The sequence below is a fragment of the Bacillus infantis NRRL B-14911 genome, assembly GCF_000473245.1.
Taxonomy (GTDB): domain Bacteria; phylum Bacillota; class Bacilli; order Bacillales; family Cytobacillaceae; genus Bacillus_AB; species Bacillus_AB infantis.
The window spans coordinates 3,265,185-3,280,189 of sequence record NC_022524.1 but is presented as its reverse complement, the minus strand read 5'-3'; the positions used below and the strand labels follow the sequence as shown (position 1 = coordinate 3,280,189).

Here is a 15,005-nt window from a genome sequence, read left to right as displayed (position 1 = left end):
TTTCTGTTTGATGCAGAAATTGGCACACCCAGAATATGAAGATTTTTCCAAGGGGTCCGCATATAAAACGCAAGCCCCGAAATTTGCCGAAAATAATCGTTTACTGTCATTAATCGGACAATATCTCTTCTTATCTCTGAAATCTAGTTTTTTCTGCGTTTGACAAAATCAAATTGATTTGACCTCTAATACAATATATAGTGGTGTCGAAAATATTTTATACACTATATATTGATTTTGAGGTTTTAGATATGATAACTTTAGGGTATTCAAAAAAACAAATAGAAGCTTGGCTTTCTATTATTAATAGAAAGATACATTGAAGGAGCTGTGTGTATGTCTGTCGTTCTAGGACAAAAAGCAAAAGTGAACATCGAACAATTAAACAAGGATATCCGCCTATTTCCCCAGGTGCATCCGATCACCCCTGATATGAAAATCACCCATAAAGGGGTTTCCCGTCTGGTCATGCTGGACCGCTATACTTTCAAGGATACAGAAAAGATTACTCTGGCGAACGGGGACTTCGTTGTCCTGACGGTCAAAGAAGATCCAAAATTCCCTGCCCGCGGCCTCGGCTTCATCCAGGAGATTGACTGGGAGAACAAGACAGCCAAAGTATTGGTGGAGGAAGAATTCCGCGGAGTACTGGATAATCCGGACGAACCGGTGATTACGAAATCGCTGGATGTGATTGAGAAGCCGCTTGAAATCTATTATGAGCAGATTGCAAAGCGCAATGCGACAGGCCTGGCAGCTGCAGAGGCAACAGAAGAGAAGCGCAAAGAATGGTTTGAGAAATTCTACCACGAGCTTGTGAGCCTGAACTTCATCCCTGCCGGAAGGGTGCTTTACGGTGCTGGCGCGGATACGGATGTTACTTACTTTAACTGCTATGTCATGCCGTTTGTACAGGATTCCCGGGAAGGGATTTCAGAGCATCGCAAGCAGGTAATGGAAATCATGAGCAGGGGCGGCGGCGTCGGAACAAACGGATCGACCTTAAGGCCGCGCAACACGCTGGCCCGCGGAGTGAACGGCAAATCTTCCGGTTCGGTTTCATGGCTTGATGATATTGCGAAACTGACTCATTTGGTTGAACAGGGCGGATCAAGGAGAGGTGCGCAAATGATCATGCTCACCGACTGGCATCCTGATATCATCGAATTCATCATCTCAAAAATGCAAAACCCGCGCATCCTCCGTTTCCTGCTGGAAAACACACAGGATGAAACAATCAAGCGCTATGCCAGTGAAAAGCTGAAGTTCACTCCGCTGACTGAGCAGGAGACCAATATGTATCAGGGAATCATCAACTATAAGCAAATCCCCGGTCTTGGCGGCTTCAGCGAGAAAATCATCAAGGATGCGGAAAATAAGCTTGCTGCCGGAGGCAATTATACTGTCCATAATCCTGAGTTCCTGACTGGCGCCAATATTTCCGTGTGCCTGACAAAGGATTTCATGGATGCCGTTGAAAAAGATGCAGAGTATGAGCTGCGCTTCCCTGATGTGGAGTCATATGATGCTGAAACGATGAAGATCTACAATGAAGAATGGCATAAAATCGGTGATGTCCGCGAATGGGAAAAGCTGGGCCACAAAGTGCGCACCTACCGCAAAATCAAGGCAAAAGAGCTTTGGAACCTGATCAATATCTGCGCAACTTATTCAGCGGAGCCAGGCATTTTCTTCATCGACAATGCGAATGATATGACAAATGCACAAGCCTACGGACAGAAGGTAGTAGCGACAAACCCTTGCGGAGAGCAGCCGCTGGCGCCTTACTCTGTCTGCAATCTCGCCGCTGTCAATCTTGCTGAAATGGCTGACAAGGAAAACAAAACGGTCGACTTTGAAAAGCTGGCCCGCACTGTTGAAGTTGGCGTCCGCATGCAGGATAACGTCATTGACGCGACACCATACTTCCTTGAAGAAAACAAAAAGCAGGCTCTGGGAGAGCGCCGTGTCGGACTTGGTGTAATGGGGCTGCATGATCTGCTGATTTACTGTGAAACAGAATACGGTTCAGAAAAAGGCAACGAACTGATCGACAAAGTATTTGAAACGATTGCTGTAACCGCATATAAAGCTTCAGTTGAGCTGGCAGGTGAAAAAGGCAGCTTCCCGTTCCTTACAGGGGCAACGGATGAAGAAACAAGCAGGCTCCGCCAGAACTTCACAGAGGCTGGATTTATGCAGAAAATGCCAGAAGATGTGAGACAGTCCATCCTTGAAAAAGGAATCCGCAATTCCCACCTGCTGACTGTAGCACCGACAGGATCCACAGGTACAATGGTCGGGGTGTCTACAGGGCTTGAGCCATACTTCTCCTTCTCTTATTTCAGGAGCGGCCGATTAGGGAAGTTCATTGAGGTGAAGGCAGATATCGTACAAGAGTATCTTGACCGCAACCCTGACGCAGATCCTGAGAACCTGCCGGAATGGTTTATTTCCGCTATGGAGCTTTCCCCTGAAGCGCATGCTGATGTTCAATGTGTCATCCAGCGCTGGATTGACAGTTCTATAAGCAAGACGGTCAATGCACCGAAGGGCTATAGCGTTGAACAGGTGGAAGGTGTGTATGAACGCCTGTACCGCGGCGGAGCGAAAGGCGGAACAGTATATGTCGACGGTTCCCGCGACTCGCAGGTCCTTACGCTGAAAGCGGAAGAAAACACCTTCGATGAGGAAGAAACGAAAGAAGAAAAGCCGAAACAGCGTGTTGTGCTGGTTGACACAATCAGTGACCTCAGATCGACAGATGTAACCATCGGCTCGGAAGTAGGCAACACCTGCCCGGTATGCCGCCAGGGCAAGGTAAAAGAAATCGGCGGCTGCAATACCTGCACAAACTGTAATGCCCAATTGAAATGCGGCTTGTAAAATTTTCATAAACAGTAAAAAGAGGATGGAAAAATTTTTCCGTCCTCTTTTTTTGGTTTTGCCCCAATAATGCTCATACTACAAAAAAGTGCCGGCGACATGCCTGAGCCAAGCAAACATAGAAACGGGGTTATAAAGATGAAACCATTCATGCCGCAGCTTGTGTATATAGAACCGAAAGCGCTTGAATATCCTTTGGGAAAGGAGCTGAAGGAGAAATTTGAGGAGCTAGGCATCGAAATCCGCGAAACCACTTCCCACAACCAGGTGCGCGGCATCCCGGGGAATAATGAGCTTCAGCAGTACCGGAATGCAAAATCGACACTCGTAGTAGGCATCAGGAGGACGCTCAAATTCGATACGTCCAAACCGTCAGCCGAGTATGCCATCCCGCTTGCAACAGGATGCATGGGGCATTGCCATTACTGCTATCTGCAGACAACCCTTGGGAGCAAGCCGTATATCCGCACATATGTAAACCTTGAGGATATCTTTGCTCAGGCTGAAAAATATATGGAGGAGCGGGCGCCTGAAGTCACCCGATTTGAAGCTGCCTGTACCTCGGATATTGTAGGGCTTGACCATTTGACGCACTCATTGAAAAAGACGATTGAATTCATCGGCGGGACAGAGTATGGAAGACTCCGCTTTGTGACTAAGTACCACCATGTCGACCATCTGCTTGATGCCAAGCATAACGGCAAGACAAGGTTCCGCTTCAGCGTCAATTCACGATATGTAATCAAGAATTTTGAACCGGGCACCTCCACTTTCGATGAACGGCTCGAAGCGGCCAGGAAGGTTGCAGGGGCGGGATACCCTTTAGGTTTTATCGTGGCGCCAATCTATCTTCATGAAAACTGGAAAGAAGGATATTATGAGCTTTTTGAAAGGCTGAAGCAGTCGCTGGATGGCATAGAGCTTAAAGATCTTACTTTTGAACTTATTCAGCACCGTTTCACTAAGCCTGCCAAGAAGGTCATAGAAAAACGCTATCCGAAAACAAAGCTTGAAATGGATGAAGAAAAGCGGAAATATAAGTGGGGCCGCTACGGAATAGGAAAATATGTATACCAGAACGATGAAGCAAAGGAAATGGAAGAAACCATCCGAAGTTATGTCCATTCCTTTTTTCCGGAAGCAGAAGTCCAGTATTTTACGTAACCTGATATTTTATCCTGAATAATTAATTTGTCCGCCGTACTATTTTTGCAGCTGCCCGATTAAAGATGTATCAAGCAGGTATCATCGACGGGGGTGGCTTGCATGTATATAGACGGCGTTTTTTCGGGCGGCGGCATTAAAGGCTTTGCGCTGATCGGTGCTTTGGAGGTCATTGAGCAGAAAGGATTCCGCTTTGAAAGGGTGGCCGGCACGAGCGCGGGCTCGATTGTTGCCGGACTGTCTGCTGCAGGATACACAAGCAGCGAAATGTTCGATCTGATGAATGAACTTGACTTGAAAAAGCTGCTGGATGCCAGGAGGACGCTGCTTCCATTTTCGGCAGCTAAGTGGCTGCTCTTGTATTGGCGACTTGGATTGTACAAGGGAAACGAGCTGGAAAGGTGGATTGCAGAAAAGCTCGCTGCAAGGGGGATCCGTACATTTGGCGACCTCGCACCACAGAAGCTTAGAGTCATTGCATCAGATCTGACCAACGGCCGGCTTGTCGTCTTACCGGATGATTTAATGAGCTACGGGGTCGACCCTGGCCGATTCTCCGTAGCGAAGGCTATCCGGATGAGTTGCAGCCTGCCTTATTTTTTTGAACCGGTCAAACTGAAGTCTTATGAAGGAGAAACAAGTCTCTTAGTCGATGGGGGAGTGCTGAGCAATTTTCCGATGTGGCTCTTTGACAAGGAAAATGTCAAAAAGCTCCGGCCAGTACTTGGGATCAAGCTGAGCCATGATGTCTTGAACAGGGAGAAAAATAAAATCAATAATGCGATCCAGCTCTATGAGGCGCTCTTTGAGACAATGAAGGATGCCCATGATGCACGCTATATTTCCCGGAAGCATGCAAAGAATATCATTTTTGTTCCGACAGAGGGCATCGTTTCTACAGAATTTGGCCTTACCGCTGAAAGAAAAGAAGAGCTGCTGGAGCTCGGGAGGCGGTCAGCGAGGAAGTTTTTTTCTCAATGGACCTATTGAGGGAATTAAAAAGCACTGCCCCATATTGGCAGTGCTTCCGCTGGCCGGCCATTTACAGCCAGCAGGAGTAATACTAATCTGCCCGGGCATCAAAGGGAGGCCCGGTTCTTTTTTTTGCCTTTTTTTCCGTCAATGACGGTTAAATGAGATGGAGACTTGCGGGCTTTTGTTTTCCTTAAGGATGTGAGCGAACCGACACTTGCCTTCCTGGTGCTGGCAGGTTCTTTCTGATATTTCCTTTTAGATTTCTTAGCTGCTTTAACAAATGCCTGCTGCTCTTTTTTCATAGGGCCAGCTTTGTAGAAACGGCGAAACAGAAAGTATACGGCAGCACCAATGAGGGCCATTACGGCTATACTCTGCAAAAAACCGGCAGGGTCGTTTACCAATCTGCCTGTTATTCCGATTATTGCGAGGCCAATGAGGCCGGCAACAATGTACAATGAAGTCCGGTTATTCAAAAAAGCCACCTCCCTATGAGCATGATGAGCATTTTCACTTGCTTTTAAACTATATTTTATACAATTTCTTCTGTTTTATTAGCGTCCTCGGTTTCCTTTTCCTTTTTTAGCAGTTCGTTAAACGAAAGAATGGCAACTTCTGTCTGTTTATCATCCGGTTCTTTGGTCGTCAGGAGCTGAAGCCAGAGTCCGGGAAGGCCGAGCCATTTCAGAACAGGCACATGCCTGACCTTATTCGTCAGCTGCAGGACCTCAAAGGAGATTCCGAGAACGACTGGAATCAGGGCAAGGCGGTTTAAAATCCTGACCCAAAGCGGATCGGTCGGCACAAACATATAAATGAAGACGCCGACAATGACGGTGAAGAGGATAAAGCTGCTGCCGCAGCGATAATGGAGCCTGGACTGCGCCTGCACATTTTCGACCGTCAGCTCCTTGCCGTTTTCAAAAGCATTTATTACTTTATGCTCTGCACCATGGTACTGAAACACCCGCCTGATGATCGGGGTCAATGAAACGAAATAAATATAGCCAAGCAGAAGGATGAGTTTGAAAAATCCTTCTACCAATACCTGGGAGAAATCGCTCGAAAAAATCGGCTTTGTCAAGGCCGCCAGGAATACCGGAACAAGGGTGAAGATAAATTTCCCGAACAGGAATGAAATGACCCCTATGGCTGCCACGCCGAGCCACATGGTCAGCTTGGATGGCTCCTTTTCTTTTAAGGTATGATCCTCGCTTGGATCAAGATCAAATCTCTCTGTTGAGAAATTCAAGTGCTTCGAACCGTTCGCACTTGCTTCAATAATGGCTGCTATCCCTCTAAGGAAAGGGATTTTCTTGATCGTCCGGAGAGACGGATTGGACTTTCTCGGCAGATGGAAGTATTCAATAGATTCATCCTTCCTTCTGACTGCTGTGACATAATGATGCTTGCCGCCGAACATGACGCCTTCAACTACCGCCTGGCCGCCATAAACGGGCTTTTGGTCTTTAGACATATATGTAACACCAACCTATTGTGTACTGGGCCGAAACAGCATATTGAAAAAAGTGGATCGTGCCTGAAAGGCACTTTTTGCATAAGCTGAATGTACCTATATTTATTCTACTAAAAAACGGATAAAACCTCTAGAGCGGAGCGAAAGTAAGATTATTTCAGCCTCGCAGCCGATGAACCTTCAATTTTTGGTTTTGATGTAATTGAAAAAATAACCATGGGCATACTAAAGCAATGGAGGTGGAAAAATGAAGGAAGAACATGCAAAGCTTGAACAAAATCAGAGGGAAAAGCCGATGTCCTTCATGGCTATGGTCATCATCACTGGATTTGTCGGGGGAGTGCTTTGGAGCGGGCTGGCTTATCTGGCTTACGTCTTTAACCTGACTGAAATCCATCCAAGGGTCATCCTGGAGCCATGGGCTATAGGCGGATGGAAGAAGACGTGGCTTGGGACGGTCATTTCGCTTGTATTCATAGGGATTGTCTCCATCGGGGCAGCCATCATCTATTATGCCCTGCTTAGAAAGATCAAAAGCATCTTTGCGGGGGCAGCCTACGGAATTGCGCTTTTCCTGCTGGTCTTTTTTGTACTGAATCCCATTTTTCCAGGCATCAGCCCGCTGAGGGATCTGGATAAAAATACAATCATTGCCTCTGTCTGTTTTTATATTCTTTATGGAGTATTCGTCGGCTTCTCTATTTCTTATGAAGAAAATGAAATCAGGTTCAGGGAAGATAAGGAAAAAGAAACTGCAACATAATATGGTTTCGGTGTGCTGCCGATTTCAATTGTGATAGAATGTTCTTATGGACATTCTTTTTTTCACGGGAGCCTATTTATGAAAAAAATACTACTATTAAACGGGCCGAACCTGAATATGCTGGGCAAGCGGGAGCCCGGTATTTATGGGGAGACCACACTGAAGCAGCTGGAAGAGCGGATTGCAGAGCTGGCCCGCGAATACGGGGCAGAACTGGAAGCCTGCCAGTCCAATCATGAAGGGGCGCTCATCGATAAGCTTTATGAAGCGAATGAGGCTGAGTTCGATGGCGTGATCTTTAATCCCGGAGCCTTCACACATTACAGCTACAGCCTTCGGGACTGCATAGCAGGCATAAGCGTGCCTGTCATTGAAGTACATATATCGAATATCCACGCCCGGGAGCCCTTCCGCCATGTATCTGTCACCGCAGCGGTTACGGCGGGGCAGGTCGTCGGCCTGGGGCTCAAGGGATATGAGCTGGCATTATCCGCACTACTGGAAAAGGGGAGAAATTAGGATGGAGAAATTACAGAAGCTTCGCGCTGCATTTGGACAGCATTCAATCGATGGGATGCTGGTTACAAGCAATTATAACAGAAGATATTTAACCGGTTTCACCGGTTCTGCTGGAGTGGTGCTGATCAGCGGGGAAAAAGCACAGTTCATCACAGATTTCCGCTATGTCGAACAGGCCGGGAAGCAGTGTGAAGGCTTTGAAATCGTTCAGCATTCAGGCAATATCGTCGAAGAGGCGGCCAGGCAGGCGAGGAATCTGGGGATCCAGAAGCTTGGCTTTGAGCAGGATCATGTATCATTTGCTTCCTTCAAAGCCTATGAAGCAGCAGCAGAAGCAGAGCTTGTTCCGGTAAGCGGGGCAATTGAAAAGTTACGCTTGATTAAGACGGGGTCAGAGATTAAGATATTAAAGGAAGCTGCGAGCATTGCCGATAAGGCATATACTCATATTCTGGACTATATACGCCCCGGCAGGACAGAGCTGGAGGTTTCGAATGAACTGGAATTCTTTATGAGAAAAGCAGGTGCAGCCTCTTCTTCTTTTGACATCATTGTTGCATCCGGATATAGATCTGCCCTTCCGCACGGAGTGGCAAGCGATAAGGTAATTGAAAAAGGGGATATGGTTACACTTGATTTCGGCGCCTATTATAATGGCTATGTATCCGACATTACCCGCACCCTTGCTGTGGGTGAGCCGGACAGCAAGCTGAAGGATATCTATCATATAGTCCTTGAAGCTCAGCTTAAGGGTCTTGAAGGCATCAAACCGGGCATTTCCGGAAAAGAAGCAGACGCCCTGACCCGCGACCACATCAGCAGCAAAGGCTATGGAGAGTATTTCGGGCATTCGACAGGACATGGAATCGGTCTTGAGGTCCACGAGGGTCCTGGGCTTGCATCCAGATCTGATGTCATCCTTGAAGAGGGGATGGTCGTCACAGTCGAACCTGGCATCTACATCCCTGGTCTTGGCGGTGTGCGCATTGAAGATGATACAATCATTACAAAGGACCATAACGAAAAGCTCACTCATTCAACTAAAGAACTAATCATTCTGTAATTGCATATTAGGAGGACATAACACATGATTTCTGTAAATGATTTTCGTACAGGATTGACAATCGAAGTAGATAACGGCATTTGGAGAGTAATGGATTTTCAGCATGTTAAGCCAGGAAAAGGCGCAGCGTTTGTTCGTTCAAAGCTCCGCAACCTGCGCACCGGCGCTATCCAGGAAAAAACCTTCCGTGCCGGCGAGAAGGTAGGCAAGGCGCAGATTGATAACCGCAGAATGCAATACTTATACGCAAGCGGCGATCAGCACGTATTCATGGACAACGAGTCTTACGAGCAAATTGAACTGCCTGAAAACTCTATTGAGTATGAGCTGAAGTTCCTTAAAGAAAATATGGAAGTCCAGATCATGATGTATCAGGGAGAAACGCTTGGTGTTGAACTTCCAAACACTGTTGAGCTTGAAGTGACAGAAACTGAGCCTGGAATCAAAGGTGATACTGCTTCTGGCGGAACCAAGCCTGCTACACTTGAAACCGGCCTGATTGTTCAGGTTCCTTTCTTCATCAACCAGGGAGATGTCCTGATCATCAACACAACTGAAAGCTCTTATGTGTCCAGAGCCTAATCGGTGAAAAAAAGGAATACCCGCGTGGCATTTTGCCAGCGGGTATTTTTTTGATTTAAACTGTTAAAGCTTCTTTCCGGTCGTTCCCGGAGATTGATCGGTATTTCCGGGATTATTATATTCCGGGTCAGAGGATGCCGGTTTGCTGTTGCTTTTTGTTCCGCCAAGATATTGGTCCGGATCCTGCTGCTCTTTTAAAAATTTTTGATGATTTTCATTTACCATTCGGTAGCCACCCCTTCGGTACTCTTTTTGCCGCACTCTTTTTAGTATGCGCTTTTAAAATCATGCTTATGAAAAAATGGCTTAAAGCTATTGCCTTTATAGAAATGTTATTGTAATATAATTAATACAAGCTGCGTTGTTCGTTTGTATATGAAGTTTCAACCTTTATGTAGTAATAGGGAGCCCTAAATCGGAATCAGGACGGCATGCCTCTATACAGAGGACACCCGGAAAGAATTCCTGCGGACACCCACCTGTTGGAGCAGGTTTGAAACTCCATATAAATCGGCGGCAACTGCGGCCCTTAATATGTTATCCCAAAGCAATGGCCAATCGGCTGTTGCTTTTTTTAATATACAAAGTCTGCTGTAACATAGGCAGTAACTTCCATAGTGCCAGGTTCTATTGAAGTACCAGCGGCCGCGCTTTTTACAAACATGCCGGCTTCCCCTTGTATTGGCTGGCCGGGGGCAATGATTCCTTCAGTGACTGCTGCTGGTGTTTTAACCAGCTGTACATGAAGGGTCTTTGCAATAACAGAAGCCTTTTCATAGGCATCTATGACCGCGAGTGACAGAGCCTGCTTCTGAGGCTTTGCTTCATCGGCTAAAAGCCTGACGGAAGAAATGATATTCGCTCCGTTTTCTGCAGCGGTATCCAATACTCGGCCGGCAGCTTCCACAGGTGAAACAATCACCCTTAATAAATGCTCTGCCTTATACCCTCTGAAAATCTGTTTCCCATCCTGAAAATCGTATTGCGGAAAAACGGAATAGTTGCTTGTCTGTATACTTTCTTCCGGCAGTCCAATCCTGATTAAAGCGTCCTGAATCCTGGAGATCGTCTGGGCCGCTTCCGCCTGTGCCTCAGCCAGGGAACTGCTCTCGGCCGAAACGCCAAAGATGGTCTCCGCTTTACTTGGCTTTACTTCGACGGTTCCCTTTCCTGTGACCCTGATGGTGTTCCGGCCCTGCTTCTGGAGGGGCTGCCCTGAAATGCCTTGATTTTTATACATATACTGTCCTCCCCCTAATCCTTCTTGCTTTAATTTATTGGTTTCCGGCCGGCAGCAGAACAAATTCATCAGCTAAAATACTTTCTGATTTTGCCTGCCAGCTCCTCCTTCTTTTCCTCAAGGTGTCTGAAACGATGTCCATTTGCCCCGGAGGGATGGGGAAATCCAGATAAACAGAGTTCAGGTTTGATCAGCCCGCTGTTTATCCATCCTTCCAATATGCTGTCAGCCGCCTTGCCGAGGGGGATGATCAAGGGAGAATCCAGCGGCTGTATATCCGTTCTGAATGTTTCTTCTGCATAGCTCAGCAGAAACGGGCTCCGGCCTAATTCCGGGGCATGGCCTGTGTAGTTCTTTCCTTTATTGAAAACAGGATATTTTACAAGTGAGGATGTATGAAGGATAGAATCATCATCATGAAAGAGTTTCATGGAGTAATCGATGCCAAGGCACTCGGCCAGGCCAATGCTGTCCAGCATTTCCGCCAGATTTTTTCTCATGGGTCCTGAAAAGCGTCCTTCTGCTTTCACCCTCTTCAGCATCTCTGAGTCAGGAACCTTTCCAATCAAATGCCTTGCGAGCGTGATGCTTTTGTTCATTTGCGCCCATCCAGGCGTAATGCCAAGTATCAACACTTGAGCTCTGCTATTCACATATTCATTATGGGGCGAGTAATAGATCTGAAGAGCACCATATTTTTCAATCAGCAATCCCGGATGCAGCAGGTCTTCTTTTGTATATGTTTCTTTTAAAGGAAGCTTCTTAATTTCCTCTTTATACCTGGTAAACAGCATATCCCTCTCCTTTCCCTGTCATTATTCATGATACCCATATTCTCTGCATGATAAAGAATCTTTTTCCTTTGTTTCTATCCGAAAAACCATTTATGGAAAAGGGACAAATATTGTCATATTGCTCCTGGAACGACATACATTTCTTAGTAGCGAAAATAAAAGACAGTAAAGCTATAAGGAGGATTTTTGTGGAAACAGTTGCAGCCTTTTTGCCAAAAAATTTATCAGACAAGCTGAAAAATGTCCCTCCTGAAATGATGGAGCATCTGGAGGAAATCAGGATCAGGATCGGCAGGCCGCTTGAAGTGACAGCCAAAGGCATTCCCTGCTTCCTGCCCTATACAGTCGGAGCCGAAGATGCCGTCCACTTAATGAATAAAATCAGCCATTTTTCAATCTACACTTTGGAAGAGGAACTTAAGAGGGGCTATATCACAATAGAAGGCGGACACCGGGTGGGGCTTGCCGGGAAAGTTATTCTGGATGGAGGGAAAGTCAAGGCCATCCGTGATATCTCTTCCTTCAATATCAGGGTGGCAAGAGAGAAGATCGGGACAGCAGACAGGCTGATACCCTATTTATATAGCAGCGGCTGGCTCCACACTATGGTAGTCGGCCCGCCCCAGACAGGCAAGACCACACTGCTGAGGGATATTGCCCGGATTGTCTCCTCTGGTGCAGCGAATCCAGCTATTGCGGCACAGAAGGCCGGCATAGTGGACGAGCGGTCTGAGATTGCCGGAAGTGTCAGCGGCATTCCCCAGATGACCTTTGGGCCAAGAGTGGATGTCCTTGATGCCTGCCCGAAGGCGGAAGGGATGATGATGATGATCCGTTCCATGAGCCCGGATGTCCTGCTCGTTGATGAAATCGGCAGGCAGGAGGATGGGGAGGCCATCATGGAGGCTGTCCATGCGGGAATCAAGCTGATGATGACAACCCATGGACGTTCATGGGAGGAAATAAAGAACAGACCGACATTAAAGCAGATTCTTGAAAGCGGAATTTTTGAAAGATATGTGATTTTGGACCGGACAGGCGGCCCCGGAAATATTGCATCAATTCTGGACAAGTCAGGCAGGGAAATCCATCGGGAAGCGGCGGTGAACCTGGCATGATGAAGATCATCGGCGCCTGTTTCATCATCTTAGCCACTACATGGGCAGGATTTGAGGCATCAAAACATTTGAATGAGAGACCGCGCCAGCTGCGGCAGCTTAAGTCAGCGCTTCAATCGCTGGAAGCGGAAATCATGTACGGGCATACACCGCTCCACGAAGCGGCAAGAAGGCTGGCTGCCCAGCTTTCAAAGCCGCTTTCCTGGTTTTTTGAATCTTTTTCAAAGAAGCTTACAGATTCGGAAACAACCGTCAGGGCAGCCTGGGAAGAAAGCCTGAAAGAGGTGTGGAAGCTGACGGCCTTCAAGCAGGGAGAATTTGAGATCATGAAGCAGTTCGGGGAGACCCTCGGCCGCCATGACCGGTTTTCCCAGCAGAAACAAATCATGCTGGCACTCTCTCATCTGGAAAGGGAAGAAGCCGATGCTTATGAAAAACAGGCAAAATACGAACGAATGGTAAAAAGCCTTGGCTTCCTGTCAGGTCTCCTGTTGATCATTCTATTGATTTAAACCAGGGCTCGCACACGATGCAAGGAATATTTAAGCAGCGTATAGGAGGAGAAATGATGGGATTAGAGGTTGATATTATTTTTAAAATTGCCGGAGTAGGGATCGTAGTCGCCTTTTTGCACACCATTTTGGACCAGGTCGGAAAGAAAGAGTACGCACAGTGGGTCACTTTATTCGGCTTTATCTATATCTTGTTTATGGTTGCCTCGATTGTGGACGACCTCTTTCAAAAAATTAAGTCGGTATTTTTATTTCAAGGATAAGGGAGGGCTCAGCGATTGAGATCTTTCAAATAGCAGGCATCTCGCTGGTTGCAACCTTCCTTGCACTCGTCGTAAAAGAGCAGAAGCCCAACTTTGCTTTTCTGCTCGTTGTCTTTACCGGATGCAGCATTTTCCTGTTTCTCGTTGACCAGATTTATGCCATCATCCATATGCTTGAAAAGATTGCGGTAAATGCCAAAGTGAATCTTGTCTATGTAGAAACGATCCTCAAAATTATCGGGATCGCTTATATAGCGGAATTTGCGGCCCAGATTACGAAGGATGCAGGACAGGGTGCAATTGCCTCGAAAATTGAGCTCGGCGGCAAAATACTGATTCTGGCGATGGCCATCCCGATCCTGACTGTCCTGATTGAATCGATCATTCAGCTGATACCAAGTTAAAGTCACAGCAATCAGTTTTTTTAAATGAGGTGAATAGATGAAGCAGCGGCTGCCGTTTATTTTTCTAGTATTATTTCTCGCCACCTTCTGTGTGATGCCAGATGTACAAGCTTCCAGGGAAAATGAAGGAGAGAACGGGCCAAAGGGAGCTGAGGCGCTGGTTGAAGCCCAGCTTGAAACCCTTGAGCTTGATGAGCTGAAAGGTTTCTGGGAAAAAGTTTCAAATGAATATGGCGGCTTTTTGCCGGAAAGCCAGAAAGGCAGTTTATATGAATTTATTAAGGGAGATAAAGAATTCTCCCTGAAGGAATGGATGCTCGGGGGGCTGAAGTTTCTCTTTCATGAGTTTCTCGTAAATGGAAAGCTTCTTGGCTCTCTCATCATCCTGACGGTCTTCAGCATGTTTCTGCAGTCCCTTCAGAATTCTTTTGAAAAGAGCTCTGTCAGCAAAGCCGCTTATTCCATCATCTTTATGGTTCTGGTGATCATCGCACTGAACAGCTTCCGGGTTGCGGTTGATTACAGCATCGAAGCCATCAGCACAATGACCTCTTTCATCCTGGCGCTCGTACCGCTCCTTTTGGCTCTGATCGCTTCGTCTGGCGGGCTGGTGTCGGCTGCATTTTTCCATCCTGTCATACTGTTTTTGATGAATATCAGCGGATTGTTCATCCAATATGCGGTGCTGCCCCTTCTATTTCTTTCAGCGGTACTCAGCATCGTGAGTGTCCTTTCAGAAAATTACAAGGTGACGCAGCTTGCCAATCTTCTGCGGAACTGGAGCATAGGCCTTCTGGGATTGTTCGTGACCATTTTCCTTGGGGTCATCTCAGTCCAGGGAGCTTCTGCCGCAATTACGGACGGCGTGACCTTGAGGACCGCGAAATTCATCACAGGAAATTTCATCCCCGTCATCGGAAGGATGTTCACGGATGCCACAGATACAGTCATCAGTGCATCAGTGCTCTTGAAAAATACAGTGGGGATCGCGGGAGTCGCGATTCTGCTGATTATCGCAGCGTTTCCGGCAATCAAGATTCTTATGATTGCTTTTATATATAAATTTGCAGCAGCTGTCCTCCAGCCGCTCGGCGGGGGCCCGGTCATCGCCTGCCTCGACATCATCAGCAAGAGCGTCATCTACGTATTTGCGGCACTCGCCCTTGTGTCTCTTATGTTTTTCTTAAGCATAACCGTCATAATCGCTGCAGGAAATCTGACCATGATGATGAGATAGGGGTGACC

The 15,005-nt window shown here is 46.9% G+C and carries 17 protein-coding genes and 1 other RNA gene; 13 read left to right on the top strand and 5 right to left on the bottom strand.

The annotated features are described in order from the left end of the window. Positions 1–336 precede the first annotated feature (336 nt). The 3 genes from N288_RS16625 to N288_RS16615 all read left to right on the top strand — a co-directional run bounded on the left by N288_RS16625 (position 337) and on the right by N288_RS16615 (position 5,040). Complete coding sequence (locus N288_RS16625; RefSeq protein ID WP_009794931.1) at positions 337–2,886, top strand: vitamin B12-dependent ribonucleotide reductase; 2,550 nt, start codon at positions 337–339, stop codon at positions 2,884–2,886. Between the two features lie 138 nt (positions 2,887–3,024). After that, positions 3,025–4,050, top strand: a complete 1,026-nt coding sequence (gene splB / locus N288_RS16620) for a spore photoproduct lyase (protein WP_009794932.1) — start codon at positions 3,025–3,027, stop codon at positions 4,048–4,050. A 102-nt stretch (positions 4,051–4,152) separates the two neighbouring features. Beyond that, the gene (locus tag N288_RS16615) at positions 4,153–5,040 is read left to right on the top strand and encodes a patatin-like phospholipase family protein (RefSeq protein ID WP_009794933.1); all 888 of its coding nucleotides are present in this window, start codon (positions 4,153–4,155) and stop codon (positions 5,038–5,040) included. An 89-nt stretch (positions 5,041–5,129) separates the two neighbouring features. Here N288_RS16615 and N288_RS16610 read toward each other — a convergent pair whose 3' ends face one another. Continuing rightward, positions 5,130–5,510 (bottom strand): SA1362 family protein, encoded by a 381-nt coding sequence (locus N288_RS16610; RefSeq protein ID WP_009794934.1) that lies wholly within the window; start codon positions 5,508–5,510, stop codon positions 5,130–5,132. A 47-nt stretch (positions 5,511–5,557) separates the two neighbouring features. After that, positions 5,558–6,502 carry a DUF1385 domain-containing protein gene (locus N288_RS16605; RefSeq protein WP_009794935.1) on the bottom strand — a complete coding sequence of 315 codons (945 nt, stop codon included), beginning with the start codon at positions 6,500–6,502 and terminating at the stop codon, positions 5,558–5,560. Between the two features lie 247 nt (positions 6,503–6,749). Here N288_RS16605 and N288_RS16600 point away from each other — a divergent pair, with 247 nt between their 5' ends. From N288_RS16600 to efp, 4 genes are all read left to right on the top strand, one after another. After that, positions 6,750–7,265, top strand: coding sequence for a YqhR family membrane protein (locus N288_RS16600; protein ID WP_009794936.1), 516 nt, complete (start codon positions 6,750–6,752; stop codon positions 7,263–7,265). Between the two features lie 78 nt (positions 7,266–7,343). Next, a complete protein-coding gene (gene aroQ, locus N288_RS16595; RefSeq protein ID WP_009794937.1) occupies positions 7,344–7,784 on the top strand; it encodes a type II 3-dehydroquinate dehydratase in 441 nt (146 codons plus the stop codon). A 1-nt stretch (position 7,785) separates the two neighbouring features. Then, positions 7,786–8,847: a M24 family metallopeptidase gene (locus N288_RS16590; protein WP_009794938.1), complete on the top strand. Its 1,062-nt coding sequence runs from the start codon at positions 7,786–7,788 to the stop codon at positions 8,845–8,847. Positions 8,848–8,871: 24 nt separating this feature from the next. Next, positions 8,872–9,429, top strand: a complete 558-nt coding sequence (efp, locus tag N288_RS16585) for an elongation factor P (RefSeq protein ID WP_009794939.1) — start codon at positions 8,872–8,874, stop codon at positions 9,427–9,429. 63 nt (positions 9,430–9,492) lie between these two features. Here efp and N288_RS25420 read toward each other — a convergent pair whose 3' ends face one another. Then, positions 9,493–9,654 carry a hypothetical protein gene (locus tag N288_RS25420; protein ID WP_009794940.1) on the bottom strand — a complete coding sequence of 54 codons (162 nt, stop codon included), beginning with the start codon at positions 9,652–9,654 and terminating at the stop codon, positions 9,493–9,495. A gap of 125 nt (positions 9,655–9,779) precedes the next feature. On the opposite strand from N288_RS25420, the gene ssrS reads away from it, so the two are divergent. After that, a non-coding RNA gene (gene ssrS / locus N288_RS24805) (6S RNA) lies at positions 9,780–9,962 on the top strand. 41 nt (positions 9,963–10,003) lie between these two features. On the opposite strand, the gene N288_RS16580 is transcribed toward ssrS, so the two are convergent. Beyond that, entirely contained in the window at positions 10,004–10,669 is a 666-nt protein-coding gene (locus N288_RS16580; RefSeq protein ID WP_069358519.1) for an SIMPL domain-containing protein, read from the bottom strand. A gap of 68 nt (positions 10,670–10,737) precedes the next feature. Then, complete coding sequence (locus tag N288_RS16575; RefSeq protein WP_009794942.1) at positions 10,738–11,463, bottom strand: uracil-DNA glycosylase family protein; 726 nt, start codon at positions 11,461–11,463, stop codon at positions 10,738–10,740. A 188-nt stretch (positions 11,464–11,651) separates the two neighbouring features. Between N288_RS16575 and spoIIIAA the strand changes: the two genes are divergently transcribed. From spoIIIAA to spoIIIAE, 5 genes are read left to right on the top strand one after another with little or no spacing between them, the layout of a single operon-like run. Further along, a complete protein-coding gene (spoIIIAA, locus tag N288_RS16570) occupies positions 11,652–12,581 on the top strand; it encodes a stage III sporulation protein AA (RefSeq protein ID WP_022544178.1) in 930 nt (309 codons plus the stop codon). Then, complete coding sequence (gene spoIIIAB / locus N288_RS16565; RefSeq protein WP_009794944.1) at positions 12,578–13,093, top strand: stage III sporulation protein SpoIIIAB; 516 nt, start codon at positions 12,578–12,580, stop codon at positions 13,091–13,093. The genes spoIIIAA and spoIIIAB overlap by 4 nt, the downstream gene beginning before the upstream one ends. A gap of 56 nt (positions 13,094–13,149) precedes the next feature. Beyond that, a complete protein-coding gene (gene spoIIIAC, locus N288_RS16560) occupies positions 13,150–13,356 on the top strand; it encodes a stage III sporulation protein AC (RefSeq protein ID WP_009794945.1) in 207 nt (68 codons plus the stop codon). A 14-nt stretch (positions 13,357–13,370) separates the two neighbouring features. After that, positions 13,371–13,760 carry a stage III sporulation protein AD gene (gene spoIIIAD / locus N288_RS16555; protein WP_087944257.1) on the top strand — a complete coding sequence of 130 codons (390 nt, stop codon included), beginning with the start codon at positions 13,371–13,373 and terminating at the stop codon, positions 13,758–13,760. Positions 13,761–13,797: 37 nt separating this feature from the next. Continuing rightward, entirely contained in the window at positions 13,798–14,997 is a 1,200-nt protein-coding gene (gene spoIIIAE, locus N288_RS16550; protein ID WP_009794948.1) for a stage III sporulation protein AE, read from the top strand. Positions 14,998–15,005 lie beyond the last annotated feature (8 nt).

Bases quoted from the DNA above. Each gene is read 5' to 3' on its own strand.
- N288_RS16625 (WP_009794931.1), top strand. From the start codon at position 337: ATGTCTGTCGTTCTAGGACAAAAAGCAAAAGTGAACATCGAACAATTA.
- splB (WP_009794932.1), top strand. From the start codon at position 3,025: ATGAAACCATTCATGCCGCAGCTTGTGTATATAGAACCGAAAGCGCTT.
- N288_RS16615 (WP_009794933.1), top strand. From the start codon at position 4,153: ATGTATATAGACGGCGTTTTTTCGGGCGGCGGCATTAAAGGCTTTGCG.
- N288_RS16605 (WP_009794935.1), bottom strand. From the start codon at position 6,502: ATGTCTAAAGACCAAAAGCCCGTTTATGGCGGCCAGGCGGTAGTTGAA.
- N288_RS16600 (WP_009794936.1), top strand. From the start codon at position 6,750: ATGAAGGAAGAACATGCAAAGCTTGAACAAAATCAGAGGGAAAAGCCG.
- aroQ (WP_009794937.1), top strand. From the start codon at position 7,344: ATGAAAAAAATACTACTATTAAACGGGCCGAACCTGAATATGCTGGGC.
- N288_RS16590 (WP_009794938.1), top strand. From the start codon at position 7,786: ATGGAGAAATTACAGAAGCTTCGCGCTGCATTTGGACAGCATTCAATC.
- efp (WP_009794939.1), top strand. From the start codon at position 8,872: ATGATTTCTGTAAATGATTTTCGTACAGGATTGACAATCGAAGTAGAT.
- N288_RS25420 (WP_009794940.1), bottom strand. From the start codon at position 9,654: ATGGTAAATGAAAATCATCAAAAATTTTTAAAAGAGCAGCAGGATCCG.
- N288_RS16580 (WP_069358519.1), bottom strand. From the start codon at position 10,669: ATGTATAAAAATCAAGGCATTTCAGGGCAGCCCCTCCAGAAGCAGGGC.
- N288_RS16575 (WP_009794942.1), bottom strand. From the start codon at position 11,463: ATGCTGTTTACCAGGTATAAAGAGGAAATTAAGAAGCTTCCTTTAAAA.
- spoIIIAB (WP_009794944.1), top strand. From the start codon at position 12,578: ATGATGAAGATCATCGGCGCCTGTTTCATCATCTTAGCCACTACATGG.
- spoIIIAC (WP_009794945.1), top strand. From the start codon at position 13,150: ATGGGATTAGAGGTTGATATTATTTTTAAAATTGCCGGAGTAGGGATC.
- spoIIIAE (WP_009794948.1), top strand. From the start codon at position 13,798: ATGAAGCAGCGGCTGCCGTTTATTTTTCTAGTATTATTTCTCGCCACC.